The organism is Cellulophaga sp. 3_MG-2023, from assembly GCF_030546975.1.
Classification (GTDB): domain Bacteria; phylum Bacteroidota; class Bacteroidia; order Flavobacteriales; family Flavobacteriaceae; genus Cellulophaga.
The window spans coordinates 76,165-101,077 of sequence record NZ_JAUOPS010000008.1; the positions used below are offsets into that span (position 1 = coordinate 76,165).

Annotated in this window: 25 protein-coding genes; 6 read left to right on the forward strand and 19 right to left on the reverse strand. The window is 31.9% G+C overall.

The features are described from left to right. Positions 1-31 precede the first annotated feature (31 nt). Positions 32-1,030 carry a tetraacyldisaccharide 4'-kinase gene (lpxK, locus tag Q4487_RS15710; RefSeq protein WP_303545113.1) on the forward strand — a complete coding sequence of 333 codons (999 nt, stop codon included), beginning with the start codon at positions 32-34 and terminating at the stop codon, positions 1,028-1,030. Here lpxK and Q4487_RS15715 read toward each other — a convergent pair. From Q4487_RS15715 to Q4487_RS15755, 9 genes are all read right to left on the reverse strand, one after another. After that, the gene (locus Q4487_RS15715) at positions 1,023-3,230 is read right to left on the reverse strand and encodes a response regulator (RefSeq protein ID WP_303571904.1); all 2,208 of its coding nucleotides are present in this window, start codon (positions 3,228-3,230) and stop codon (positions 1,023-1,025) included. The two genes, lpxK and Q4487_RS15715, sit on opposite strands and share 8 nt — an antisense overlap. Next, complete coding sequence (gene gap, locus Q4487_RS15720) at positions 3,227-4,237, reverse strand: type I glyceraldehyde-3-phosphate dehydrogenase (protein ID WP_303545107.1); 1,011 nt, start codon at positions 4,235-4,237, stop codon at positions 3,227-3,229. Before gap ends, Q4487_RS15715 begins: the two co-directional genes overlap by 4 nt. 64 nt (positions 4,238-4,301) lie before the next feature. Then, the gene (gene lipA / locus Q4487_RS15725; protein ID WP_100895074.1) at positions 4,302-5,177 is read right to left on the reverse strand and encodes a lipoyl synthase; all 876 of its coding nucleotides are present in this window, start codon (positions 5,175-5,177) and stop codon (positions 4,302-4,304) included. A 57-nt stretch (positions 5,178-5,234) separates the two neighbouring features. Next, a complete protein-coding gene (locus Q4487_RS15730) occupies positions 5,235-5,804 on the reverse strand; it encodes an RNA polymerase sigma factor (protein ID WP_100895075.1) in 570 nt (189 codons plus the stop codon). Positions 5,805-5,828: 24 nt separating this feature from the next. Further along, a complete protein-coding gene (locus tag Q4487_RS15735) occupies positions 5,829-6,038 on the reverse strand; it encodes a membrane or secreted protein (RefSeq protein ID WP_100895076.1) in 210 nt (69 codons plus the stop codon). A 56-nt stretch (positions 6,039-6,094) separates the two neighbouring features. After that, positions 6,095-6,859 (reverse strand): anti-sigma factor, encoded by a 765-nt coding sequence (locus tag Q4487_RS15740; protein ID WP_100895077.1) that lies wholly within the window; start codon positions 6,857-6,859, stop codon positions 6,095-6,097. Next, a complete protein-coding gene (locus Q4487_RS15745; RefSeq protein WP_100895078.1) occupies positions 6,856-7,419 on the reverse strand; it encodes an RNA polymerase sigma factor in 564 nt (187 codons plus the stop codon). The genes Q4487_RS15740 and Q4487_RS15745 overlap by 4 nt, the downstream gene beginning before the upstream one ends. 206 nt (positions 7,420-7,625) lie before the next feature. Next, positions 7,626-8,642: a UDP-N-acetylmuramate dehydrogenase gene (murB, locus tag Q4487_RS15750; RefSeq protein ID WP_303545098.1), complete on the reverse strand. Its 1,017-nt coding sequence runs from the start codon at positions 8,640-8,642 to the stop codon at positions 7,626-7,628. Further along, complete coding sequence (locus tag Q4487_RS15755) at positions 8,642-9,832, reverse strand: pyridoxal phosphate-dependent aminotransferase (RefSeq protein ID WP_303545096.1); 1,191 nt, start codon at positions 9,830-9,832, stop codon at positions 8,642-8,644. Before Q4487_RS15755 ends, murB begins: the two co-directional genes overlap by 1 nt. A 145-nt stretch (positions 9,833-9,977) precedes the next feature. Between Q4487_RS15755 and Q4487_RS15760 the strand changes: the two genes are divergently transcribed. Beyond that, on the forward strand, positions 9,978-11,306 hold the full coding sequence (locus Q4487_RS15760; protein ID WP_303545094.1) for an aspartyl protease family protein: 1,329 nt from the start codon (positions 9,978-9,980) through the stop codon (positions 11,304-11,306). A gap of 47 nt (positions 11,307-11,353) precedes the next feature. Here Q4487_RS15760 and Q4487_RS15765 read toward each other — a convergent pair whose 3' ends face one another. After that, on the reverse strand, positions 11,354-11,749 hold the full coding sequence (locus Q4487_RS15765; RefSeq protein WP_075694382.1) for a DUF1573 domain-containing protein: 396 nt from the start codon (positions 11,747-11,749) through the stop codon (positions 11,354-11,356). Positions 11,750-11,946: 197 nt separating this feature from the next. On the opposite strand from Q4487_RS15765, the gene Q4487_RS15770 reads away from it, so the two are divergent. Both Q4487_RS15770 and Q4487_RS15775 read left to right on the forward strand, forming a co-directional pair. Further along, entirely contained in the window at positions 11,947-14,580 is a 2,634-nt protein-coding gene (locus Q4487_RS15770; RefSeq protein WP_303545092.1) for a valine--tRNA ligase, read from the forward strand. Positions 14,581-14,698: 118 nt separating this feature from the next. Next, complete coding sequence (locus Q4487_RS15775; protein WP_303545087.1) at positions 14,699-15,967, forward strand: sterol desaturase family protein; 1,269 nt, start codon at positions 14,699-14,701, stop codon at positions 15,965-15,967. Here Q4487_RS15775 and Q4487_RS15780 read toward each other — a convergent pair whose 3' ends face one another. The 6 genes from Q4487_RS15780 to rsfS are packed head-to-tail and all read right to left on the reverse strand — an operon-like array spanning position 15,968 to position 20,697. Continuing rightward, on the reverse strand, positions 15,968-16,234 hold the full coding sequence (locus Q4487_RS15780) for an acyl-CoA-binding protein (RefSeq protein WP_100895084.1): 267 nt from the start codon (positions 16,232-16,234) through the stop codon (positions 15,968-15,970). Then, entirely contained in the window at positions 16,227-16,892 is a 666-nt protein-coding gene (locus Q4487_RS15785) for a phosphatidylserine decarboxylase family protein (RefSeq protein WP_303545081.1), read from the reverse strand. The genes Q4487_RS15780 and Q4487_RS15785 overlap by 8 nt, the downstream gene beginning before the upstream one ends. Further along, a complete protein-coding gene (locus Q4487_RS15790; RefSeq protein ID WP_303545079.1) occupies positions 16,882-17,685 on the reverse strand; it encodes a phosphatidate cytidylyltransferase in 804 nt (267 codons plus the stop codon). The genes Q4487_RS15785 and Q4487_RS15790 overlap by 11 nt, the downstream gene beginning before the upstream one ends. 2 nt (positions 17,686-17,687) lie before the next feature. Next, complete coding sequence (locus Q4487_RS15795) at positions 17,688-18,296, reverse strand: LUD domain-containing protein (protein ID WP_100895087.1); 609 nt, start codon at positions 18,294-18,296, stop codon at positions 17,688-17,690. A gap of 31 nt (positions 18,297-18,327) precedes the next feature. Continuing rightward, complete coding sequence (ftsH, locus tag Q4487_RS15800) at positions 18,328-20,310, reverse strand: ATP-dependent zinc metalloprotease FtsH (protein ID WP_100895088.1); 1,983 nt, start codon at positions 20,308-20,310, stop codon at positions 18,328-18,330. Between the two features lie 9 nt (positions 20,311-20,319). Beyond that, complete coding sequence (gene rsfS / locus Q4487_RS15805; protein ID WP_100895089.1) at positions 20,320-20,697, reverse strand: ribosome silencing factor; 378 nt, start codon at positions 20,695-20,697, stop codon at positions 20,320-20,322. 93 nt (positions 20,698-20,790) lie between these two features. Between rsfS and Q4487_RS15810 the strand changes: the two genes are divergently transcribed. Next, entirely contained in the window at positions 20,791-21,522 is a 732-nt protein-coding gene (locus Q4487_RS15810; protein ID WP_303545070.1) for a biotin--[acetyl-CoA-carboxylase] ligase, read from the forward strand. Here Q4487_RS15810 and Q4487_RS15815 read toward each other — a convergent pair. Both Q4487_RS15815 and pyrE read right to left on the reverse strand, forming a co-directional pair. After that, positions 21,519-21,911, reverse strand: coding sequence for an orotate phosphoribosyltransferase (locus Q4487_RS15815; protein ID WP_100895091.1), 393 nt, complete (start codon positions 21,909-21,911; stop codon positions 21,519-21,521). The two genes, Q4487_RS15810 and Q4487_RS15815, sit on opposite strands and share 4 nt — an antisense overlap. A gap of 4 nt (positions 21,912-21,915) precedes the next feature. After that, complete coding sequence (pyrE, locus tag Q4487_RS15820) at positions 21,916-22,557, reverse strand: orotate phosphoribosyltransferase (protein WP_013620152.1); 642 nt, start codon at positions 22,555-22,557, stop codon at positions 21,916-21,918. A gap of 7 nt (positions 22,558-22,564) precedes the next feature. Between pyrE and Q4487_RS15825 the strand changes: the two genes are divergently transcribed. Then, positions 22,565-23,152: an NUDIX hydrolase gene (locus tag Q4487_RS15825; protein ID WP_100896827.1), complete on the forward strand. Its 588-nt coding sequence runs from the start codon at positions 22,565-22,567 to the stop codon at positions 23,150-23,152. A gap of 2 nt (positions 23,153-23,154) precedes the next feature. On the opposite strand, the gene Q4487_RS15830 is transcribed toward Q4487_RS15825, so the two are convergent. Then, the gene (locus tag Q4487_RS15830; RefSeq protein ID WP_303545065.1) at positions 23,155-24,900 is read right to left on the reverse strand and encodes a M14 family metallopeptidase; all 1,746 of its coding nucleotides are present in this window, start codon (positions 24,898-24,900) and stop codon (positions 23,155-23,157) included. Between the last annotated feature and the right edge of the window lie 13 nt (positions 24,901-24,913).

Here is a 24,913-nt window from a genome sequence, read left to right on the forward strand (position 1 = left end):
TTTCAAAGATAAAATATTTACTTTCGTTCTTATGCAACTACTCAGAAAAATAGCATTTCCTTTTTCTTTACTTTACGCTTTAGTGGTATATCTGCGTAACTATTTGTTTAATATAGGTGTTTTTTCTTCAAAATCTTATAAGACAACAACAGTATGTGTTGGTAATTTAAGTGCTGGTGGTACAGGTAAAACGCCAATGATAGAGCTTTTAATATCAAACCTACAACAACATTATAAGCTAGCTGTTTTAAGTAGAGGGTATGGTCGTAAATCAAAGGGTTTGCTAATAGCTAAAAATGCAACTACAGTAGAGGAATTAGGAGATGAGCCTTATCAAATTTATAAGAAATACCCAGCTATAACAATGGTTGTAGATGGTGATCGTAGAAACGGAATTGAGACTTTAGAACAACAAATTAAACCAGATGTTATTTTATTGGATGATGCTTATCAGCATAGAAAGGTAAAGCCAACCTTTGCTATTTTACTTACTGCTTATGGTAATTTGTATGTTGATGATTGGTATTTGCCAACAGGAAACTTGCGTGATGCAAAAAATGAAGCTAAAAGAGCAAATGTTATTATAGTAACAAAATGTCCGGCTACAATTAATAATGAAGAGTGTTTAAAAATAGAGGGTAAGCTAAAACTTAAAAAACACCAGCAATTATTGTTTGCAAGTTTAAGTTATGCGCAAGAACTAAAGGGGTTTACAGAGGGTTTAACTTTAACTAGCTTTAAAGGAAAAAAAATAACCTTGGTAACGGGTATTGCAAATCCCAAGCCTTTAGTAGATTTTTTAAATACTCAAGGTGTAGATTTTGAACATCTGGCATATAGTGATCATCATTTTTTTACAGCGGCAGAAATAGAAACTTTTGCTAGTAAAGAATTTGTATTAACTACAGAAAAAGATTTTGTACGACTAAAAGGAAAATTAAAAAACTTGTGTTACATAGAAGTGCAGCACAAAATTTTAGATAAAGGAAAAGATAAATTACTGTCTTCTATTAATGACTTAATTAAGTAATTTTTTTGTTAAAAATATTCTCACCAATTTTTTGGTAGAAATAGTCAGGTTTAAAAGGTTTGGTAACAATATCATCACAGCCTGCAGCATAAAAATTTTCTACACTATCATCTAAAGATATTGCAGTAAGTGCAATAATAGGTATTTCAGAATCAAATTTTCTAATTTCTATAGTAGCTTCTACACCGCTAATGCCTGGCATATGAATATCCATTAAAATAGCATCGTAAGTGTTGTTCTGTGCAAGCTCTATTGCTTCTGTGCCGTTATTAGCTATATCACTAACCATTCCTTTTTTAGAAAGCATTTTTTTTGTAATTACTTGATTTATTTTGTTGTCTTCAACAATAAGTAATTTTAAGCCTTCAAAAATAAATTCTTGCGGAATATATTCTTCTTCTGGATTTTCTGTGTTTTTATCTTTGCAAATTAGGTCTATATCAAAGCTAAAAATAGATCCAACTCCTTTTGTACTTTCTAAATGAATAGTACTTCCAAAAAGTTTTAGTAGGTTTTTTACAATGGTTAAACCAAGTCCTGTGCCACCATATTCTCTATTTATTTGTATAGAGCCTTGCTCAAAACTATCAAAAATATTTTCTTGTAACTCATTAGATATTCCTATACCTGTGTCTTTGACTTCAAAAGAAATTGTACAAAGGTCTTCAACCTTCTTAATTTCATTAATAGTAACAAATACTTCTCCGTTTTTAGTAAACTTAATGGCGTTACCTATAAGGTTTATAAGTATTTGAGATATTTTTATAGGATCTCCTAAATGTGCTCTAGATATTTTTTTATCAATATTTAAACTAAGTTTAGTGTTGTTAGATTTTGCACTTTGCTGTAGTGAGTCTATTACGTCTTTAATTGTTTTTCTTAGACTAAACTCTATCTGTAACGTCTCTAGTTTTTGAGCATCAATTTTATTTACCTGTAGTATGTCATTTATAAAGTTTAAGAGGTAGTCTCCAGAAAATTTCAAAGATTTTAAATGATCTTTTTGGCTTTCTGTTGGGTTTTCCTCAAGCAATAAATTAGTTAAACCGGTAACAGCATATAAAGGTGTGCGTAGTTCATGGCTTACTGTAGATAAGAAATTGGTTTTGGCTTCCATAGCTTTTACAGCATCATCCTTAGCAATTTCTAATTCTTTATTGGTTTGGTGTAGTATTTTATTTGTTTTTATTTTTATTTGATTATTTCTATATAAAGAAATAGCTAAAAGAGAAATAATTGCCAAAATAGCAAAGGCTACAATATTAGTGCTTTCAGACCTGTTTATAGATGCCTCTTGCTCTATGTTTTTTTCAAGTAGAGTTTTTACGTCTTCCTCTAACCCTTCTATATGTATATCATTTGCAGTTCTTTCTTTGGCTTTAGCATTAGTAATACTGTAAATAGAGTCTTTAATATGAATTAAATTCTTATTAAAAAGAAGAGAAGAGTTGTAGTCTTCAATGTCTTCATACGCCTTAGCTATTAGTGTATTAAATTCTAATAATTCATTTACAAAGCCATTTGCTTTTGCAATAGGTAAGCCTTCTAAGCAAAACTTAATACAATCTTCAGGATTATCTAAAGAATTAATATTAGCAAGGCCCAAGTAGCCTTGAGTGGTAAAATAGTCTTTTTCGTAAATGTCTGAGTTTACAACTAATGCATTATAAAACCTAGATGCTTTTAAAAAATTTGTTTTTTGAAAGTTGATGTTGGCCTGAGTTAATACTATGCGGTTAAGTAAATTACGATCATTACTTAGTTGTTTTGCTTCTACTAATTTTTCTTCAGCCTGAAAATTATTTTTATCTAAGTATAAATAAATTGCCTCAAGGTATTTGCTTTCACTAGACCCATAAGGATATGTAATACCTTTTAATAATACTTTGGTGCGTTCCCAATAAAATTTAGATCTAGGAACATTGTTAAGTTTTAAATATAAAAATGCATATTGATGAAAACAATCTATCTGACCTTTTTCATCTTCATTTTTTTCTGCGTATTCGGTAGCTTTTTGTATTGCTTCTAAGGCAGGTTTTGTGTTGTTCTGGTTCTTGTATTTTCGTGCAAGAGCAAAGTAGTAATCTAAATCTTTAAGCGCAGTTGGGGATTCTTGAGCAACTGCACAAGAAAACAGTAAGCAACTAAAAATAGCAGCAAGTACTGTTTTAAAAATTAGATTATGTTTTACTTTTTTCAAATATATTTTTTTTGAACCAACAAATTTATAAGGTCAATAATTCTACTGCTGTATCCAGACTCATTATCATACCAACCAATAACTTTCACCATTTTTCCAATTACTGAAGTCATCTGAGAATCAAACGTACAAGAATAAAAACTATTGTTTACATCAATAGAAACAATAGGATCTTCGGTGTAATGCATAATTTCTTTTAAGTCATTGGCTGCTTGGTACTTAAAAGCGTTATTTATTTCTTTTATAGATGTTTCTTTTTTTACGTTAAAAGTAATATCTGTTAAAGAACCGTTTGGTACAGGTACGCGTATACCGCAACCTCCAATAACATCTGCCAAATCTGGAAATATTTTGGTTAATGCTCTTGCTGCACCAGTTGTTGTAGGGATAATAGATTGCCCTGCTGCTCTTGCTCTACGTAAATCTCTGTGTGGTTGGTCATGCAGACTCTGGTCTGTGGTATAAGAGTGTATAGTTGTAATATACGCTTGCTCTATACCGCATAAATCATTAATAACCTTTACCATAGGAGCAGCATTATTTGTGGTACATGATGCATTGGAAATAATGTGATCTTCTGCAGTTATATCTGTGTGATTTATACCGTAAACAATCATTTTAATAGCGTTGTCTACTGGTGGTACAGATAATATAACTTTTTTAGCTCCGTTTTGTAAATGATAATTTAAATCTTCTTGCGTTTTAAATTTACCTGACGATTCTATAACCAAGTCAACATTACTAGCGTGCCAAGGAATATCTTTTGGAGTAGTAGCATTTGTAAGGTTAATTACTTCATCATTTACAGTGATAGTACTTTCTGTATTAGAAATATTCTCATTAAAAATACCGTGTACACTATCATACTTTAATAGGTGAGCTAATGTTTTAGCATCAGCCAAATCATTTATAGCTACTACGTTTAAATTTGGGTATTGGTTTAGTAACCTAAATAACGTACGACCAATTCTGCCGAAGCCGTTAATACCAATGTTTATTTTTTTCATTTTAAATACGAAAAAATAATGCTTAGTTAAAAGCAGTCTTTAGCAAATTATAGGTAAGCTAAAGTTAGTTAATATGTTTGTGTGCTTTGTATGAAGATCTAACTAAGGCGCCACTTTCTACGTGTCTAAAGCCCATTTCTAATCCTAATTCTTCATACTTTTTAAACTGTTCTGGTAAAATAAACTCCTTAACAGGTAGGTGTTTTTTAGAAGGTTGTAAATATTGACCAATAGTTACAACATCTACATTTGCATCTCTAAGGTCTCTTAAAGTTTGTATAACTTCTTCTTCTTTTTCTCCAAGACCAAGCATAATACCAGATTTAGTTCTTCTGGCACCGTTATCTTTTAAGTATCGTAATACATCTAAACTTCTTTCATATTTAGCTTGTATACGCACTTCTCTTGTTAATCTTTTTACAGTTTCCATATTATGAGAAACTACTTCTGGAGCCACTTCAATAATACGATCTAAATGAGTGTTTATTCCTTGAAAATCTGGAATAAGAGTTTCTAAGGTAGTTTCAGGGTTCATTCTTCTTATGGCCTTAACAGTTTCTGCCCATATAATAGAACCCATATCTTTTAAATCGTCTCTGTCTACAGATGTAATAACAGCATGTTTAATGCTCATTATTTTAATAGAACGAGCTACTTTTTCTGGTTCTTCCCAATCTACATCTTCTGGTCTGCCTGTTTTTACACCGCAAAAACCACATGATCTTGTACATACGTTACCAAGAATCATAAATGTAGCTGTGCCTTCTCCCCAACATTCTCCCATATTAGGGCAACTACCAGAAGTACAAATAGTATTAAGGCTATACTTATCTACTAAGCCTCTTAATTGTGTGTACTTTTTACCAGTAGGTAGTTTTACTCGTAACCATTTTGGTTTTCCCTTAGGCGGTTTTACGTTATCTACAGTGTTAATACTCATAAAAATATTTTGTACAAATATACGAACAAAATAGCGTTACTTATAATAGAGTAGTGGTCAAGATTTACGTTTAGCTTTTATAATTTGTGCAAGTAGTTTTTTTGCTCTTAGTAGTTTTACTTTAACACTGTTTATAGGTTCGTTTAGCTCTGTGGCTATATCTGCGTAACTAAGTTCGTTAAAGTAGCGTAGGTTTATAATTTTTTGATATGCTGGTTTTAGCTTTTTTATGTCTTGCAGTAAATTTGCTAAATTTTGATCTATTATTAATTGATCTTCAATAGTGGGTGCGTCGTCTAATACTTTTATAACATCATCATTGCCATAATTCATATTTTCTAATACGCTACGTTTTCTTTTTCTAAATAAATCTACGTGTAAATTTTTACCAATTGTAATTAGCCAAGTTTTAAACTTATAGCTATCATCGTAAGTGTTTATTTTATCAAAAGCTTTAGAAAATGTTTGTATGGTAAGGTCTTCAGCATCATTCTCGTTCTCTGTTCTAACTAATAAAAAGCCATAAACATCGTTCCAGAAAGTGTCCAAAAGGTTGCTAAAAGCAATTTGGTTACCTGCTTTAGCTTTGGTTAGATTAGAGATAAGTTCTTCTTCAGATAATTTCATAAAAAAAGGCAAATTTTCATTTGCCTATTGTATTTCTGTTGATGCCTCCATTTTGCAATCTTGCTCCGCAGGTAGTTTGCCGCACATACCGCAAGCTTGTCCGTCTTTATTTAAAAATGGACTTTGGCTAGCACACGTCCCTGCAAATTTGCCATCTTTCTTTGCCCAAATTTTAATTGCTATTCCTGCAAAACCGAGACTTAGAAGGCCTATGGTTATTAAAACTAGTTTCATAATTAAATTTTAAGCAAAGATACTAATTATAGCTTTTATATGTATACACTTTAACGTTAGTTTGCGTATGATATATTGGCTACAATATTTTCTACTGTAGGTGTTTTGTTACCACCTTTAGGTTCTATTGTAATGTAACCCATAGCATTTTCTCCGTAAGGTAATGCCAGTAATTTATCTTTATCACTAATGTCTTTAATAACACCAATGTTTATCATTTTACCATCTACTTCTGCCCACATTTGTAAACATTGATCTTCTGGTAAATTAGGTATGTTTTTAACGTTTATATATGATAGTTTTTTAACAGGATTTATATAAGCAACTGCTTTTAATTCTTTTGCTTTTGTGTTTCCTTTTACATTGTATCTTTTTGTTTTAGGGTTGTTAAGAACAATAAATTGGTTTCTAACATCCTCTAATTGCTGTTTCATGTTGTCTTCAATAGTCTTCATTTTATTGTTAACAATAGTGTTTTCTTCTTGTAATGATTTATTCTGATTCCAGAAGAAAAATGATGCAGCAGCAAAAAGAAAAGCTAAAGAACATGCAATACCTATATATCTATAGAATTTTTTGTTTGATTTTTTCTCTGCTTTTACTCTTTCTAAAATTTTATTTTTTAAACCATCAGGAGTGTCAATAGCATGCAGTTTTGCAAAAATTTCTAAATTCTCTTGCAATTCATTATACGTTTTGCTTACCTCTGGGTGTATTGCTATGTAGCGTTCTACCTTAAGCGTTTCTTCTGTAGTAGTGGTATCTAAAAGATACTTTTCTAGAAGGTCTGATTCTAAGAATTTTTTTATTTTATCTGTCATAACAAAAATGATATAAGTATTGTTAATGCGGTAGAACCGTATATTTTCTTTAATTCTCTAAGACCTATTTTTAATCTAGACTTAATAGTTCCTAAAGGGATATCTAATTCTTCACTAGCCTCTTGTTGGGTCATTCCCTCAAAAAATAAGGCTTCCAGTACAATTTTATATTTAGGTTCTAACTTGTGTAAGTTATCCTTAACATCCATTAATTCTGGCTTAGTGCTCTCTGTTCCTAAATTATATACGTCTGAAACGTCTATTTGGATTTCCTTATCTGATTTTGTGTTTACACTTCTAAGTTTATCTATAGCTGTGTTACGTGTAATTCTAAATAACCAAGTAAATAGTTTTGCTTTAGAAGAATCATAAGAGTCTGCTTTTTTCCAGATCTTCACAAAACTTTCTTGCAGCACATCTTGTGCTAAATCTTCGTCTCTAACAACTTTGTTAGCTACACCAAATAAAGTATCACCATAATGGTCGTACAATAAAGATATTGCTTTTTCATCCCTGTCTTGTAGTAATTCTACAATATGTTTTTCAAGTAGTGTACTCATTCTAGTTGTGTTACGCTATTTCTGTAAATTTTTTTTACACTGCGTCATCCAAATATACATTTGTTAACGTATATAGTTCAACGCAAGATTACAAAAATGATTGCGATAATTAAAATATTTACAACTTAAGTAGGCAGCTGGTTACTGCCACTTATTTTTGGTTAGTTTGGTTTGGTATAACCCCTGTTCCTTTATGGTTTCAGGGGTTATTTTATGATATTAACTTCTGCTTCAATACTGATGTTAAATCTCTTTAGTACAGTGTTTTGTATTTTTTTAGATAGCTCAAGAATGTCATTTCCTGTTGCGTTGCCATAGTTTACTAAAACCAAAGCTTGATTTTTGTGAACGCCAGCATCACCAAATCTTTTTCCTTTAAATCCACATTGTTCTATGAGCCAGCCAGCTGGTATTTTGTACGTATTGTCTGGCAAGGCGTAAAATGGAGCTTCAGGATTATTTTGGCTAAAGTTATCAAAAATTAATTTGTCTACTATTGGGTTCTTAAAAAAGCTGCCGCTATTACCAAGTTCTGCCGGGTTAGGTAGTTTACTTTGTCTAATAGTTATAACTGCATTAGAAACATCTTTAATAGTAGGTTGGTTTATATTATTTTTTAATAATTCTGCTTCAATAGCACCATAAGATATTTTTAAATTATGATCTTTTTTAGTCAGTTTTAAAACTACAGATGTAATAATGTATTTTCCTTTACCATCGTTTTTAAAAAAAGAATCTCTGTAGCCAAATTTGCATTCTTCTTTAGTAAAACTATGTATTTCTCCACTTTTAATATGTAGAGCTTCACAGCTTACAAAATTATCTTTTAACTCTACACCATAAGCGCCAATGTTTTGTATTGGAGCAGTACCAGTATTACCCGGAATTAAAGACATATTTTCTAGTCCGCCATAATTACGGTCTAAAGACCAAAGTACAAGATTATGCCAATTTTCACCAGCCATAACATTTAGCCACACATTGTTGCTATCTTCCTTGCTAACCTCTATACCTTTAATTGCTATGTGTATTACTAGTGCATTTATATTAGTGGTGATAAGCATATTGCTACCACCACTAATAATAAACTTGTTAGGGTAATTGGTTAATGCTACTGCTTCTTGTAGTTCTGCTACAGATGTTACTGTACAGAAGTAAGATGCTTTTGCATCAATACCAAAAGTGTTGTATTCCTTTAATGATATGTTTTCTTTAATAATCATTAATCTTGGTATACAGCTAAAGCCTGTTTAATAATTTTAACAGCTCTTTTTAATCGTTCTTTGTCTAAAACGTATGCTATTCTAATTTGATTTTTTCCAAGACCTTTAGTAGCATAAAAACCAGCAGCAGGTGCAACCATCACAGTTTCGTTGTCAACATTAAAGTCTTCTAGTAGCCATTGTGCAAACTTATCAGCATCTTTAACAGGTAATTCTGCTATACAATAAAATGCGCCTTGTGGTTTTGCAACACGTACACCATTTACTTGCTCTAGCTCTGTTATTAGTATGTTTCTACGTTCTACGTATTCTTCAATAACATCTGTAAAATAGCTATTAGGTGTGTCTAAAGCAGCTTCACTAGCAATTTGTGCATATGTAGGAGGTGATAGTCTTGCTTGTGCAAATTTAAGAGCTGTTTTTATAAGCTCTTTATTTTTAGATACTAAGCAACCAATACGTGCACCGCACATACTATACCTTTTAGAAACAGAATCTACAATCATAGCATTTTCTTCTAAGCCTTCTTCTTGTAAAATAGAGTAGTGCTCCTTACCGTCGTAAGTAAACTCTCTGTATACTTCATCTGCAATTAAAAACAGATTGTGTTTTTTTACAATTGCAGCTAATTTTTTAATTTCTTCTTTACTATATAAGTATCCTGTAGGGTTACCTGGGTTGCAAATTAATATTGCTTTTGTTTTTGGAGTAATTAATTTTTCAAACTCCTCTATTGCAGGTAGTGCAAAATTATCTTCTATTTTAGATACAACAGGAACCACATTTACACCAGCTGCAGTAGCAAAGCCGTTGTAATTTGCATAAAATGGTTCTGGAATAATAATTTCATCATCTGCATCTGCAATACTACCCATTACAAAAGCTAAAGCCTCAGATCCACCGGTTGTTACAATTATTTCTTGTGCTGTAACATTTATATTTTGTTTTTTATAATAAGCAGCTATTTTTTCTCTGTATGTTTCAGATCCTTCAGTTCTGCTGTATGCAATAACATCTAGTGTGTTATTTTTTACTGCATCTAAAGCTACTTGTGGAGTTTTAATATCTGGCTGACCAATATTTAAATGAATAACATTTACTCCTCTTTTCTTTGCATCTTCTGCATAAGGTACCAATTTACGAATTGGTGATTCTGGCATTGCTAGCCCTTTTGTTGAAATTGATGGCATAAAAAATATTTTAGGCAAAAATGAGAAATACAAGCATAGAAAACAACAACCAAATACTTATTTTTCATCTATTTTAAGATTGAAAATAAGGGGTTTAACATTTTTTTTTGTATTTTAAGTGGGTATGAGCTGAAAATCAGTAATTATGATGCACAGGATCTTTATTTTTTGTCTGCTTTTTCCTTTTTTATCAGGAGCTCAAAATTTTGAGTTACCAGAAGGTAAAAAGTATGAAAAAATTAAGTTTAAATTAATTAACAACCTCATTGTATTACCAGCAAAGATTAATGGTGCTCAATTTACTTTTATATTAGACACTGGTGTAAGTAAACCTATACTTTTTAATTTTTCTAATCAAGATTCAGTAGATATTAAAAACGTATCAGAAATTACTATTAAAGGTCTTGGTGGAGGTGAGCCAATAAGAGCTCTAAAATCTAAAGGAAACTTATTAGAGCTAAATTCGTTTAAAAACACGAATCAGTTAGTTTATATTGTTTTGGAAAAAGATTTAAATTTTTCTCCAAAATTAGGTGTTCCTATACACGGTATTTTAGGGTATGATTTTTTTAAAAATCATATTGTAGAAATTAATTACACAAATACCTTTATTAAAGTTTACAACCCTAATACTTACAAGCAATCTAAAAATAAAAAAATAGAATATTTACCGCTAAGTTTAGAGCGTAAAAAAGCCTATATAGAAGCGGCTGCGTTATTAAAACAAAATACTGTACCTGTAAAATTGTTAATAGACACGGGTAGTAGTGATGCTGTTTGGCTTTTTGAAAATAAAGTAAAAGGTATTGCTGTGCAACATAAGTATTTTGAAGACTTTTTAGGAAAAGGATTAAGTGGTGATATTTATGGGAAAAGAACTAAGATAGATTATCTTAAATTGGGAAGTTACGTTATTAAAGATACAAAAACTGCTTTTCCGGATAGTACATCTATAAGGTATTTAGCTCAAAAAGGAGAACGTAATGGTAGTGTAGGCGGGGAGGTTTTAAAAAGGTTTAATTGGGTGATTGATTATCCTAATAAACAGGTTTCTTTCAAAAAAAATTCTAACTATAAAAAGCCTTTTTGGTTTAGAACTAGTGGTATGGCTTTACAACACGGAGGGATGCGTTATATTAAACAAAGTAAGCTAAAGCAGCAAAAAGGTTTTGGCGGAGTAAGTAAAAATGGTTCTGCGTCTAAAGTAACTGTTAGTTATGATAATGAAGTGGTTATAAGTTTAGTGCCTCAAATAGTTGTGTCTGACCTTAGAGAGGGCAGTCCTGCAAAAGATGCTGGTTTAAAAGTTGGCGACGTTATTTTAGAGGTAAATAAAAAAGAAGCACATAAGTATAAGTTACAAGAGCTTACGCATATGGTAGACGATATTCCAGGTAAAAAAGTAGTAGTTTTAATAGAGCGTAGGGGAGAAAGGCTACTCTTTAATTTGCGTATTAAAAACTTATTTAAATAAAAAAGCACCCTTTTTGGGTGCTTTTTATTTTTTGTGGTTTGTAGTAATTATTGTGCTACAGATTTAGCTTCTACAAGTTCACCTTTTATTTTTAAAACCTTAGTTGGTGTTTCTGCATTAGAAATAACAGTGATTGCTTTTCTAATAGGACCAGCAGGTCTTTTAGTGTCATATTTAACTTCAATTACACCAGTTTTTCCTGGCATAATAGGCTCTTTTGGTTTTTTAGGAATAGTACATCCACAGCTAGAGTTTACTTTGCTGATAATTAAAGGTGCATCTCCAGTATTTGTAAATTCAAAAACTCTTACACCATTACCACCACGTTCAACTTTTCCGTAGTCTACAGTTTCAGTTTTAAATTCAATTTTAGCCTTTTTGTCTTGTGCACTTAGGTTAAATGCTAGTAGGCCAACAAATAATACTAATACTATCTTTTTCATCATTTTGGGTTTTAATTAAGATCAAATATACTATTTACAATTTAACCTTTAAAAATTCTTTTGTTATGTAATAACGTTACTTATTTTTGTTTCGTATTTAAACACAGTAAAAATCCTTAATTTTTCTTTAAATTTGCAGGCTTTATTGTTAAAATTAAATACTCACACACAGAGTAATACAAAAACTATACCAAAGAATGGAACTTGCATCAAAATACGATTCTCAAAAATCTGAAAACCAGTGGTATGACTATTGGTTAAAACATAATTATTTTCATTCTACTCCAGATGAAAGAGAGCCATATACCATTGTAATACCGCCGCCAAATGTTACAGGAGTTTTACATATGGGGCATATGTTAAACAACACTATACAAGATGTGTTAATACGTAGAGCGCGTTTGCAAGGTAAAAATGCTTGTTGGGTTCCTGGTACTGATCACGCCTCAATAGCAACAGAAGCTAAGGTTGTAGCAAAATTAAAAGAACAAGGAATTAATAAGGCAGACCTAAGCAGAGAAGAGTTTTTAAAACACGCTTGGGATTGGACAGATGAGTATGGAGGAGTTATTTTAGATCAACTTAAAAAATTAGGGTGTTCTTGTGACTGGGACCGTACTTCTTTTACTATGGACGATCATATGTCAGCATCTGTAATTAAAGTTTTTGTTGATTTATATAATAAAGGAAAAATATATCGTGGCTACCGTATGGTAAACTGGGATCCGGAGGCACAAACTACATTGTCTGATGAGGAGGTAATTCACGAAGAAAAACAAGGAAACCTATATTACATCAATTATAAAATTGAAGGATCTGAAGACACGTTAACAATTGCAACTACTCGTCCAGAAACTATTTTTGGAGATACAGCAATTTGTATAAATCCTAATGACGAGCGTTTTACTCATTTAAAAGGTAAAAAAGCAATAGTGCCAATTGTAAATAGGGTTATACCTATTATAGAAGATGAGTATGTAGATCTTGAGTTTGGTACTGGATGCTTAAAAGTTACGCCAGCACATGATGTAAACGATAAAAATTTAGGAGATAAGCATAACTTAGAGGTAGTAGATATTTTTAATGCAGATGCTACTTTAAATAGTTTTGGTCTACATTATGAGGGAAAAGATAGATTTGTTGTTCGTAAAGAAATTTCTAAAGAGTTAGAAGAAAAAGGCTTTTTAATAAAAACTGAACAGCATTTAAACAAAGTGGGTACATCAGAGCGTACAAAGGCTGTTATAGAGCCAAGGTTGTCTGACCAATGGTTTTTAAAAATGGAAGAATTGGCTAAGCCAGCTATAGAAGCTGTTCTTGGTGATGATGCAGAGGTTAAATTATTTCCTAAAAAGTTTGAAAACACATATCGTCACTGGATGGAGAATATTCGCGATTGGAATATTTCTCGTCAATTATGGTGGGGACAGCAAATACCTGCTTATTATTTTGGTGATGGTGCAGATGATTTTGTTGTAGCAGAAAGTAAAGAAGATGCGTTAAAATTAGCCCAAGAAAAATCTGGTAATGCAGCATTAAAAGTTGAAGATCTTCGTCAGGATGAAGATGCGCTAGATACTTGGTTTTCTTCTTGGTTATGGCCAATGAGTGTTTTTAATGGAATATTAGAGCCAGAAAATGAAGAAATTAAATATTATTATCCAACAAACGATTTAGTTACAGGTCCAGATATTTTATTCTTTTGGGTTGCCCGTATGATAGTTGCTGGGTATGAGTATAAAGATCAAAAGCCTTTTGAAAATGTTTACTTAACTGGTCTGGTTAGAGATAAACAAAGACGAAAAATGTCTAAATCTCTAGGTAATTCTCCAGATGCTTTAAAGTTAATTGAAGAGTATGGTGCAGATGGCGTTAGAGTAGGGCTGTTGTTAAGTGCTGCTGCAGGTAACGATCTAATGTTTGATGAGTCTCTTTGTCAGCAAGGAAAGAACTTTGCTAATAAAATTTGGAATGGCTTTAGATTGATAAAAGGTTGGGAAGTAGCAGATATTCCACAGCCAGAAGCGTCTAAAATAGGATTAGAGTGGTACAACGCTAAGTTTAATAAAACGTTGTTAGAGATTGAAGACCATTTTAGTAAGTATCGTATTTCTGATGCTTTAATGGCAATTTATAAACTGGTTTGGGACGATTATAGCTCTTGGTTGTTAGAAATTGTAAAACCTGCATACCAAAAGCCAATAGATAAAACAACCTACAATGCTCTAATTACAGTTTTTGAGCAAAATTTAAAGTTGTTGCATCCTTTTATGCCTTTCTTAACAGAGGAAGTTTGGCAGCATATAGAAGATCGTACACCAGAGCAAGCTTTAGTTGTTGCGCAATGGCCAAAACAACAAAAAGTAGATGAGACTATTATTGCTAATTTTGATTTTGCTGCTGAGGTTGTTTCTGGAGTTAGAACAATTAGGAAAAACAAAAATATTCCAATGAAAGAAGCTTTAGAGCTTTCTGTGTTAAATGCAGAAAATGTATCTAAAGAATGGGATGTTGTTATTGCTAAATTAACAAATGTATCTTCAATTAACTATGCAGATGCTGCTGTAGATGGCGCACTTTCTTTTAGGGTAAAATCTAACGAATATTTTATTCCAATGGTTGGCGCTATAGATATAGAGGCAGAGATTAAAAAAATAGAAGAGGAGTTAAAATACACTAAAGGCTTTTTAGTTTCTGTACAAAAAAAATTAAGTAATGAGCGTTTTGTAAATAATGCTCCAGACAAGGTTATAGATGTAGAGCGTAAGAAACAAGCAGACGCAGAAGCTAAAATAGAAACTTTAGAAAAGAGTTTAAAAGGTTTAAAATAAGCTTGTTATTTTGATAAATATGCAAAAAGCTACTCTGTTTTAGAGTAGCTTTTTTTTGTTAAAAGTGTAATGTAAATCGTTTGGTTTTTTTTAGTAAATTTGAGTAAACCAGACATTTATGATTAGCTATACCACTGCTCTTTTGTACGCTATTCCGTTTTTTATGCTTTTAATGGCTCTAGAAATAGGTTACGGATATTTTGTTAAAAAACAAATGTATACAGTATTGGATACTGTTTCTAGTATAAGTTCTGGGTTTACAAATATTATAAAAGATTCTCTAGGGATAGGACTATTAATTGTGTCTTATCCTTTTTTAGTTAAACACTTAGCGCTATTTAATATTGGTAACTCTTGGGGTGTTTGGCTCATTGGCTTTTTATTTATTGATTTTGCTGGTTATTGGAATCATAGGCTGAGTCATAAAATTAATATTTTCTGGAATCAACACGTAATTCATCATAGTAGTGAAGAGTTTAACTTGTCTTGTGCATTACGTCAATCAATTTCTAATTTAGTTGGTTATGTACCTTTATTATTGCTTCCAGTAGCTATTTTGGGGGTTCCAGAGCAAGTAATTGCTGTTTTAGTACCACTGCATTTGTTTGCTCAGTTTTGGTACCACACAAGGCATATAGGTAAGTTAGGTTGGTTAGAGTATGTTATTGTAACGCCTTCTCAGCACAGGGTACACCATGCAATTAATTCAGAGTATATAGATAAAAATCTAGGTCAAATTTTTAGTTTCTGGGATCGTCTTTTTGGTACATTTCAAGAGGAGTTAGATGATGTTCCGCCTCAATATGGAGTTTTAAAACCTGCTGCGACATGGAACCCTGTACATATAAATTTTCAGCATTTTTTGCGTTTAGCTAAAGATGCTTGGCATACAAAAAATGTGTGGGATAAAATTAGAATTTGGTTTATGCCAACAGGTTGGAGACCAAATGATGTTAAACAAAAGTATCCTATTGATATTATTGAAGATGTTTATACTTTTGATCGTTATGCAACTGAAGCTTCTAAGTTATTTAAGGGGTATGTTATTTTTCAAATGTTTGCTACTTTAGGACTAATGCTTTTTTTGTTTTATAATTTTGAAAGCATAGGTTTTACAGCAGCTTTGCTTTATGGAAGTTTTATTTTTGTTGGTATTTATGGGTATACTACCCTAATGGATAGAAAAAAATATGCATTAACTATTGAGGTAATTAGGAGTGTGCTGGGTGTAGCCTATTTAATAATACAAAATGGTTGGTTTGGAATGCAAATATATTTTAAGGGGGCAACAAGTGTTATGCTGAGCTATTTTTTAATAACTATAGCGGCAACAATATATTTTACATTGTTAGAAAAAGAATTTTTTAATAAAGAGGTTGTAGTGTAGTTATTCTTTAATTCTAATTTCTTTCTCTACTAATTTTATGTATTTTTTCATTGCCTGTTTAGGCGATAAGTTTTTAGCTTGTATTAAAGCATTTGCTTTAAAAGCATTAATAAGTGGAGTTCTACTTCCTGGATTGTCAAAGTTTTTATGAGCTATACGGTAGTAAGCATACAGCTTTAAAAGTAAATCTGCAGGCAAAGGTTCTGTATAGCTATTAACGTACTCTACAGTCTCTAAAAACTCTTTATGTAGCTCTTCATTAGTCATCCTGGCTTGGTAAGGTAGCAATACAAGTTTTTGCTCCAACAACTTTTTGGTTTAATTTAACAGTAACTACGGTGTCTAGTGGTAGGTAAACATCTACTCTAGATCCAAATTTAATAAAACCAGCATCTTCACCTTGGTGTACACTATCGCCAACTTTAGCGTAGTTTACAATTCTTTTTGCCAATGCACCAGCAATTTGTCGGTATAAAATATCTCCAAATTTAGGAGTGTTTATTACAACTGTAGTACGTTCATTCTCTGTACTTGCTTTTGGGTGCCAAGCAACTAAATATTTTCCAGGGTGATATTTAGAGTATTTTATAGAGCCAGAAGCTGCATATCTTGTAACATGTACATTAACAGGAGACATAAAAATAGAAATTTGCTTGCGCTTACCTTTAAAATATTCAGGTTCTTCTACTTCTTCAATAACAACAACTTTACCATCCACAGGGGCTAAAATGTCATCAAAAGTTTTAACTACTTTTCTTTTAGGGTTTCTAAAGAATTGTAATATCAATACTAAAAAAACTAATGCAGCAACTTGCAAACCTAATCTTAGCCAGTTTAATGTAACAAAATATTGAGCAGATATAACTGCTGCAGCTACTAAAATAAAGGTAATGATAATAATTTTTTGTCCCTCTTTATGAAACATGTGAAAATATAATTAATGTTAAAAATGCAAATGGTGCAGCAAAGACTAAACTGTCTAAACGATCCCAAATTCCTCCGTGTCCTGGTAATATTGCTCCGCTATCTTTTACTTTAGCTTTTCTTTTAAATTTAGATTCTATTAAATCGCCTAAATTACCTGTTACAACTATTACGGTTGCTAATATAAGCCATTGTACAATACTTAAATTAGTTTCAAAGATAGAAATAATATACGCAGCAATTAAGGCAAATACTAATCCGCCTGCTGCGCCTTCAATAGTTTTTTTAGGAGAAACCGAAGGAAAAAGTTTGTTACGTCCTAATTTACGGCCAACTAGGTAAGCAAAACTGTCATTTACCCAGATTAAAATAAAAATTCCCATAATTAATATTTTTTCAAAACCACCACCTCTGTAAGGTATCATAGTTAAAAAAATACATCCACCTCCTAAAAATAATAGTCCGGTTAGGAATTTCTCAATTGGAGAAAAAGTTTTTTCTTTTTTAGAGAGTAAAAAGTATAGTAGTAGAACGTCTGTTATTAAAGTTGCAATAAGTAGTAAATTAATAACCCATTCATCTTGTATAAAATAAATAAAAGTCCACCAAAGTGCTAAATAGGCAACAAATACATAGTAACCTTTTAATTTTACTATACGTTTATACTCAAATAAACAAGCTAAACCAAATGCCATAAATAAAAAATCGAATGCATCTGAGTTTAAAAATACAGCCGATAATAAAAGTAATACGTAAATAATACCTGTTATTGCTCTTTTATAAATTTCTTTCATACTTATAAATCTTCCATCAAGATAAGATATAAGTTTTTAGCTGTACTTCCGTAAGATAAAAAATCCTCTTCTTTTATATTAGACTGAAAATGTTTTATGGTGGTGATGTTTGCAGGGATTCTGCCTTGGTATTTCTTTTTTATGCTTTTTAAGCCATCTCCTAAGCTAGCGGTAAGCTGACTTGTAGTTGCGTAAACAATAAAATTATCTGGTAGCTCATTCATCTTTCTTTCTTTTAATTGGTTAGAAGAAATTAAGATAGATCCGTTTTGAGCTATTAAATGCTCGCAGGTTGTAAAGAACACCGTACTTTTTTGAGCAGATTTAGAAAATGTAATATGCTCGTTAGTAAATTTTTTTTCTAATCTGTCATCTAAAGAAAAGAAAGAACTGTTTTGCCAGTCGTTCTCTTCCATTATATTTTTTAATGCAGATGAAATTTCGTCATTAGAATCGCAGTAAATAAATTTACCACCATTTTTTTTAAAATATATGGTAAACTTTTCGTCTATAGGTAAATCCAGTTCTGGCATATGAACACCACGGTTTTCTGCGGGTACATCCGAACTCTTTTTTTTACTGGTTCCAAAAAGTTTACCAAATATGCTCATTAAAATTCTTAAAATTTATACTATATACGTACTATTCTTCCTCTGAAGACTTAGTAGTAGCGTCTTTTTTTGCTTCTTCCTCCGCATTTTCTCTAACATCTTTAGCAAAAGGTCTCTTTCCAAAAATCTTTTCTAAATCATCTTTAAAGATAACTTCTTTCTCTAATAAGCGTTCTGCTAGCTCTGTAAGCTTGTCTTTGTTTTTGTCTAAAAGCTCTATAGCTCTTACGTATTGCTCTTCTATTAATTTAGAAATTTCTTCATCAATAATACGAGCAGTTTCCTCACTGTATGGCTTAGAGAAACCATAAGAGTCATTACCTGAAGAATCGTAATACGTTAAGTTACCTATTTTGTCATTTAAACCATAAACAGTAACCATACCTCTTGCTTGCTTGGTTACTTTTTCTAAATCACTTAAAGCACCAGTAGATATTTTGTCAAAAATAACTTTTTCTGCAGCACGTCCACCAAGAGTAGCACACATTTCGTCTAGCATTTGCTCAGAACGAACAATTAAGCGTTCTTCTGGTAAATACCAAGCAGCTCCTAATGACTGTCCTCTAGGTACAATAGTAACTTTTACTAATGGCGCAGCATGCTCTAGCATCCAACTTACAGTTGCGTGGCCTGCTTCATGATAAGCAATAGTTTTCTTTTCTCCTGGAGTAATTATTTTGTTTTTCTTTTCTAAACCACCAACTATACGGTCAACAGCGTCTAAGAAATCTTGTTTATTAACGGCTTTTTTCTCTTTACGAGCAGCAATTAAAGCAGCTTCATTACAAACGTTAGCTATGTCTGCACCAGAAAAACCTGGAGTTTGCTTAGCTAGGAAATCTAAATCTAACGTTTCTGCCGTTTTAATTGGCTTAACGTGTACTTCAAAAATTTCTTTACGTTCTCTAATGTCTGGTAAGTCTACATAAATTTGTCTGTCAAAACGACCAGCTCTCATTAATGCTTTATCTAAAACGTCTGCACGGTTTGTTGCTGCCAATACAATAACATTTGTGTTGGTGCCAAAACCATCCATTTCTGTTAGTAATTGGTTTAATGTGTTTTCTCTTTCATCATTAGAACCTGTAACATTATTTTTTCCACGGGCTCTACCAATAGCATCAATCTCATCAATAAAAATAATTGCAGGAGACTTGTCTTTTGCTTGCTTAAATAAATCACGTACTCTAGATGCACCTACACCAACAAACATCTCTACAAAATCTGAACCAGATAAAGAGAAGAAAGGTACTTTAGCTTCACCAGCAACGGCTTTAGCTAATAATGTTTTACCTGTACCAGGAGGGCCTACTAATAAAGCTCCTTTTGGTATTTTACCACCTAAAGATGTATATTTTTCTGGGTTTTTTAAGAACTCAACAATTTCTTCAACTTCTTCTTTAGCACCTTCTAAACCAGCAACATCTTTAAAAGATGTACGCGTGTCTGTTTTTTCATCAAACAGCTTTGCTTTAGATTTGCCAATATTAAATATTTGGCCACCAGCACCGCCGCCGCTACCACCAGACATTCTACGCATCATAAATATCCAAATACCTATGATTAGTACAAATGGTAGTAAAGTAAATAACAAGTTTTCAAACGTGTTAGATTCTTTTTCACTGTCTATAATTGTATCAACATTATTTAATGCTTTTGCATCTTTTACTTCTTTTTCAAAAATTTCTAAAGAAGCATAGTTTACAACATAGCTAGGAGACTCTGTTGGATTTAAAGAGAAACTAGGTTTAGAAACAGGCTTGTGAGAGTCCTTTTTTAAGGCTTCCTCTGTTAAGTATACCTTTGCATAACCTGCATTAGATATAATCATTACCTTTTTAACATCACCGTTTTTTATATATTCTAATAAATCTGATGTTGTTTTTTTACTAGTTGATGATAAACCATCACTACTTAAAAATTGAAATCCTATAATTATAACTACTAAAATACCATAAATCCACCATGAGTTAAATTTAGGTTTAGTAGGTTTTGTGCTATTATCTTTTGCCATTCTTATTATTTACTGGTTATAACTACTTTCTATTGCGGTAACTTTTGCGTCTCCCCAAAGGCCTTCTATGTCATAGAAATCTCTTATTTGTTTCTGGAAAACGTGTACTACAACATTAACGTAGTCTAGTAAAACCCATTCAGAATTATCTGTGCCTTCTACGTGCCAAGGTTTATCATGTATGGCTTTACTAACGGTTTTTTGGATTGAGCCTACTATTGCATTAACGTGCGTATTAGAGGTACCGTTGCAAACTATAAAATAGTCACAAACAGTATTTTCTATTTCTCTAAGGTCTAGTAAATTTATATCGTGCCCTTTTACTTCTTCAATTCCTTGTAAAATTAAAGCAATAAGTTCGTCTGCACTAGGTGTATTTTTTTGCATTCAAAAATTTTAGATTATACAAAGTTATTGTTTTTTTGTTTTTTTAACTATTGTTTTTAACATAAGATTGCAGAATATTATTATAATCTACATATGCAGATAATCAAACTTAATGCCACCAACTCTACAAATGAGTATTTAAAAGAGTTAATTGTGTCTACCTCATTAGACGATTTTACTGTGGTTGCGGCAGAAAAACAAATACAAGGTCGTGGGCAAATGGGAACACAATGGCTTGCTGAACCCGGTAAAAACTTAACATTTAGTGTTTTAAAAAAAAGTGAAGGTTTAGAGGTTGCAGATCAATTTTTGTTAAATATGTGTGTTTCTTTAGCTGTTTTTGAAGCCTTAAAAGAATTAAATATACCAAATTTAGCTGTGAAGTGGCCTAACGACATTCTGTCAGCTAATTCTAAAATATGTGGAATTTTAATTGAAAATATACTGACTGGCAGTAAAATACAGTCATCTATTATAGGAATTGGGTTAAATGTAAATCAGCTAGAATTTAACAATTTGCCCAATGTATCTTCTTTAAAGTTACTTAAAGGAGAGACTTTTAATTTAGATGAAGTATTAAGTGGGATACTAACTAAGTTGAAAAAGTATCTAACTACAGATTATTTAAATAGTCCAGACGCATTACGTGCGTTATATCAGGAAATAATGTTTAGAGTAGATAAACCATCAACTTTTAAAAGTAAAGAGGGAGAGTTGTTTATGGGCTTTATAAAAGGAGTATCCTCTAGCGGAAGATTAATAGTTCTACTAGAGGATAATATTTTTAAAGAGTATAACTTAAAAGAAATACAATTACTTTATTAAATGACACTTAGGTTGTCTGATAAGGTATCTATAAATTTAGTAATAGGACCTTTTATCATCATAGCCATCATTGCGTTAAATTCGCCTTCAAAACTAAGCGTAACTTCTGTTTCTGCTGCTGCAATGCTATTAATATCTGCAGTTAAAGTAAACGGAAGTTTGTCACTAGCGGCTCCTAATATTATTTTATTATTAGGATGTTGCTCTTTTAGTTTTAAAACTATTTCTGGCATTCCTTTAAGAGCAAAAAGAAATTTATCTTCACTTAATACCTCAAATTTACTAATGTTTTCTGGCATTAACTGTTCAAAGTTTTTAATATCAATTAAAAAATCAAAAACTTCTTTGTCGCTTTTATTTACTGTTTTTTTTGGAGCTTCTATGTGCATAATATTATGGTTTCCAAACTGCTGGGTTACTTTTCCACTGCAGTAATGTGTTTAATTGTTCTTCTTTAATGTAATTAGTGTCAGACGCCTGTTGTATTAAATTAGGGTAGTCACTAAGTGTGTGTAATTCTATATCCTCAGTTTTAAAGTTTTCGTCTGCAACATTAAATCCGTAGGTAAAAATAGCTACCATACCTTTAACATTTGCTCCGGCCTCTTTTAAAGCCTTAACAGCATTTAAACTACTTTTTCCGGTGCTAATTAAATCTTCAATAACCACAACGTTTTGGTTAGGAGATAATTGACCTTCTATTTGGTTTTGTCTTCCATGAGACTTTGGTTCTGGTCTAACATATACAAACGGAAGTCCTAAGTACTCAGCAACAAGCATACCAATACCAATAGCACCAGTAGCTACACCAGCAATAACGTCTGGTTTGCCGTACAGTTCTTCTACTTGCTTAGCCATTTCTTCTCGTATGTAGTTACGAATTATAGGATAAGATAGAATAATTCTATTATCACAATAAATTGGAGATTGCCATCCAGAAGCCCACGTAAAAGGATTTTCTGGTTTCAACTTAATTGCATTAATTTGCAATAGAAGTTCGGCTGTTTTTTTTGCAGTGTCTTTATTTAAAACCATAGCGCAAATGTATAAAGTTTTTGTGAATGAATTGCCCTTGATTTTGACAAATAAACTGTCAGATATAGCAGATAATAAATATTTTTTGTTAAATGAAGAGGCAATTAACGAGGCAATTAAGGCCTTGTCTAAGAATAAATTGCCAAAGGCATACATATACCACCCTAATAAAGAGGAGATTTTAAAAAAATTCTCTAAAAAAATTCCAATAGTGGTTGCTGGTGGTGGCGTTGTAACAAATAAAGAGGGTAAAGTGCTTTTTATTTATAGAAATGACAAGTGGGATTTGCCTAAAGGTAAGCTAGATAAAGGCGAAACTATAGAGCAATGTGCTATTAGAGAGGTTGAAGAAGAAACAGGTGTGCAAGGTTTAAAAATTGAAAACTTGTTGAAGATTACCTACCATATTTTTAAGCGAAATGGGAAGTACAAGTTAAAAGAGGTGCATTGGTTTGCAATGAAAACCTCATATAAAGGAGAGCTTACTGGCCAGCTTGAAGAGGGTATAGAGAAGGTAAAATGGAAAGGCCCAAGCAAAATTGCCAAGGCCTTAGAAAATTCTTATGCTAATATTAAAATACTGTTTGAAGAGTAATTTTAATTACTCTTCAATAATTTATAAATAGGATATTGCAAATGCGCTTTTTCATAATGTGCAGATTTTTTGTGTAACCAGTCTAGTTGTGCATACCAATTGTTTGCAAAACCTTCATCTTCAGTTTTTATTTTGTCAAACTCTGCTTTAAGCGCCGGATTGTTTTTTAATAATTTAGCAGCTACGTCTTCAAAAACATAAGGAGAAAAACCTTCTTTTTGCTGTAAAATAGTGTCAAAAAAGTTCCAGTTAAAAAATGAGTCAACTGCTTCTGGTTCTAATGTTTCTAGTATGTAGCGTAAACCTGGTTGGTTAGTGGGAACAAAATAATCGCCCTTTAAAAATTGTACATTTTGCATACTACTAGTAACAGTTGTGTTGTTGTGAGGGTAGTGACCTTCATAAGCAGATTTACGTGTTTGGTAATCTTTAATTCTGTAAGATGCAACGTTTATAATGGTGTCTTTTTCTAGTTGGGTATAGTTTATTTTGTTAACCTCTAAAAACGGAATCACTTTTTTCCAACCTTTAGGAATAATATATGCCTCTGGTATGGTAACAAATTTGGTAGGTTTTATGTAGTTTTTATATTCTACCTCTTTTGTAAATGGTCTAGACCTGTCATATTTTAATCTGGTAAGTCCAGTAACTTCACTCTCTAAAAAATCTGCCTCATACCCTTTAAAGTTTAGAGTAGATGTTTTAGTGGTGTCTATTGTGTATTGTATAGGGTAAGTTGTTTTTTCTTGGTCTGCTAAAAAAGCATTTGATCTTAATTCTTTTATTTTTTTATGATCTTTTTCAGATATGTCTATCATTTTTTGCATTAGATAATACGTACCCATAACTCGCTTTTTATAAGGTTTAAGCATATGGGTTTCTACCATTAACCCTAGGGTGTTCCAAAGCGTAGTATAACCGGTTGAATATCTAGGATGGTCCATAAATTGAGAAAAACCTTTTTCAGGAACACTATTAAAAACGTTTACATATGGCGTTATAGGCCAATTAATTTCTTCTAGTGAAGTTTCTAAATTTGGCATCATCTCTGTATGAAGATAATTACCCAGATCGCCACCTAATTTATTATGTTGTGTAAATAAATGTGTTAATGTATATTGGTAATCGGCACCATTACTAACGTGGTTGTCAATAAAAATATCTGGTTTTGTTAAATGAAAAATCTCTGCAAAAGTTTTTGCATTCTTGGTATCGTTTTTTATAAAATCTCTGTTTAGGTCATAATTTTGCGCATTACCTCTAAACCCGTATTCTTTAGGTCCGTTTTGGTTGGTTCTAGATGTAGAGTTTCGATTTAGTGCGCCTCCAATGTTATAAATAGGAATGGTGGTTAATACTGTTTTTCTAGGAGCACTAATTTTATTTACTACTAAATCTCTAAAAAGGAGCATTGTAGCATCTATACCATCACTTTCACCAGGGTGAATACCGTTATTAATTAATATAACCGTTTTATCGTCTAACTTATTAAAATTAAATTCTCCGTCAGGATTATAAGTTACTAAATGCAGAGGAAGGCCACTATCTGTTTCGCCAATAGTAAGCACGTTTATTTGTGGAAACTCACGAGCAAGTTCTAAATAAAAATCTATAACCTCTGTATAAGTAGGTGTTTCTAACCCGTTGCTAGTTTCAAAAAAAGTCTGAAAATCTTTCTCCTTGTCTTCTGGTTTATCGCTACAAGCAATAATGCATAGCAAGCTAAAAAGACCTATAATTTTTTTCATTTTAAAAATTGAT

What these genes read in the sequence shown, in the direction of transcription:
- murB (WP_303545098.1), bottom strand. Translation starts at nt 8,642, where the DNA reads ATGATTATTAAAGAAAACATATCATTAAAGGAATACAACACTTTTGGT.
- Q4487_RS15830 (WP_303545065.1), bottom strand. Translation starts at nt 24,900, where the DNA reads ATGAAAAAAATTATAGGTCTTTTTAGCTTGCTATGCATTATTGCTTGT.
- Q4487_RS15730 (WP_100895075.1), bottom strand. Translation starts at nt 5,804, where the DNA reads ATGAAATTATCTGAAGAAGAACTTATCTCTAATCTAACCAAAGCTAAA.
- Q4487_RS15735 (WP_100895076.1), bottom strand. Translation starts at nt 6,038, where the DNA reads ATGAAACTAGTTTTAATAACCATAGGCCTTCTAAGTCTCGGTTTTGCA.
- Q4487_RS15760 (WP_303545094.1), top strand. Translation starts at nt 9,978, where the DNA reads ATGATGCACAGGATCTTTATTTTTTGTCTGCTTTTTCCTTTTTTATCA.
- lpxK (WP_303545113.1), top strand. Translation starts at nt 32, where the DNA reads ATGCAACTACTCAGAAAAATAGCATTTCCTTTTTCTTTACTTTACGCT.
- Q4487_RS15790 (WP_303545079.1), bottom strand. Translation starts at nt 17,685, where the DNA reads ATGAAAGAAATTTATAAAAGAGCAATAACAGGTATTATTTACGTATTA.
- Q4487_RS15755 (WP_303545096.1), bottom strand. Translation starts at nt 9,832, where the DNA reads ATGCCATCAATTTCAACAAAAGGGCTAGCAATGCCAGAATCACCAATT.
- lipA (WP_100895074.1), bottom strand. Translation starts at nt 5,177, where the DNA reads ATGAGTATTAACACTGTAGATAACGTAAAACCGCCTAAGGGAAAACCA.
- Q4487_RS15785 (WP_303545081.1), bottom strand. Translation starts at nt 16,892, where the DNA reads ATGTTTCATAAAGAGGGACAAAAAATTATTATCATTACCTTTATTTTA.
- ftsH (WP_100895088.1), bottom strand. Translation starts at nt 20,310, where the DNA reads ATGGCAAAAGATAATAGCACAAAACCTACTAAACCTAAATTTAACTCA.
- Q4487_RS15825 (WP_100896827.1), top strand. Translation starts at nt 22,565, where the DNA reads ATGTATAAAGTTTTTGTGAATGAATTGCCCTTGATTTTGACAAATAAA.
- rsfS (WP_100895089.1), bottom strand. Translation starts at nt 20,697, where the DNA reads ATGCAAAAAAATACACCTAGTGCAGACGAACTTATTGCTTTAATTTTA.
- Q4487_RS15810 (WP_303545070.1), top strand. Translation starts at nt 20,791, where the DNA reads ATGCAGATAATCAAACTTAATGCCACCAACTCTACAAATGAGTATTTA.
- gap (WP_303545107.1), bottom strand. Translation starts at nt 4,237, where the DNA reads ATGAAAAAAATAAACATTGGTATTAACGGCTTCGGCAGAATTGGTCGT.
- Q4487_RS15745 (WP_100895078.1), bottom strand. Translation starts at nt 7,419, where the DNA reads ATGAGTACACTACTTGAAAAACATATTGTAGAATTACTACAAGACAGG.
- Q4487_RS15775 (WP_303545087.1), top strand. Translation starts at nt 14,699, where the DNA reads ATGATTAGCTATACCACTGCTCTTTTGTACGCTATTCCGTTTTTTATG.
- pyrE (WP_013620152.1), bottom strand. Translation starts at nt 22,557, where the DNA reads ATGGTTTTAAATAAAGACACTGCAAAAAAAACAGCCGAACTTCTATTG.
- Q4487_RS15765 (WP_075694382.1), bottom strand. Translation starts at nt 11,749, where the DNA reads ATGAAAAAGATAGTATTAGTATTATTTGTTGGCCTACTAGCATTTAAC.
- Q4487_RS15740 (WP_100895077.1), bottom strand. Translation starts at nt 6,859, where the DNA reads ATGACAGATAAAATAAAAAAATTCTTAGAATCAGACCTTCTAGAAAAG.
- Q4487_RS15795 (WP_100895087.1), bottom strand. Translation starts at nt 18,296, where the DNA reads ATGAGCATATTTGGTAAACTTTTTGGAACCAGTAAAAAAAAGAGTTCG.
- Q4487_RS15770 (WP_303545092.1), top strand. Translation starts at nt 11,947, where the DNA reads ATGGAACTTGCATCAAAATACGATTCTCAAAAATCTGAAAACCAGTGG.
- Q4487_RS15815 (WP_100895091.1), bottom strand. Translation starts at nt 21,911, where the DNA reads ATGCACATAGAAGCTCCAAAAAAAACAGTAAATAAAAGCGACAAAGAA.
- Q4487_RS15780 (WP_100895084.1), bottom strand. Translation starts at nt 16,234, where the DNA reads ATGACTAATGAAGAGCTACATAAAGAGTTTTTAGAGACTGTAGAGTAC.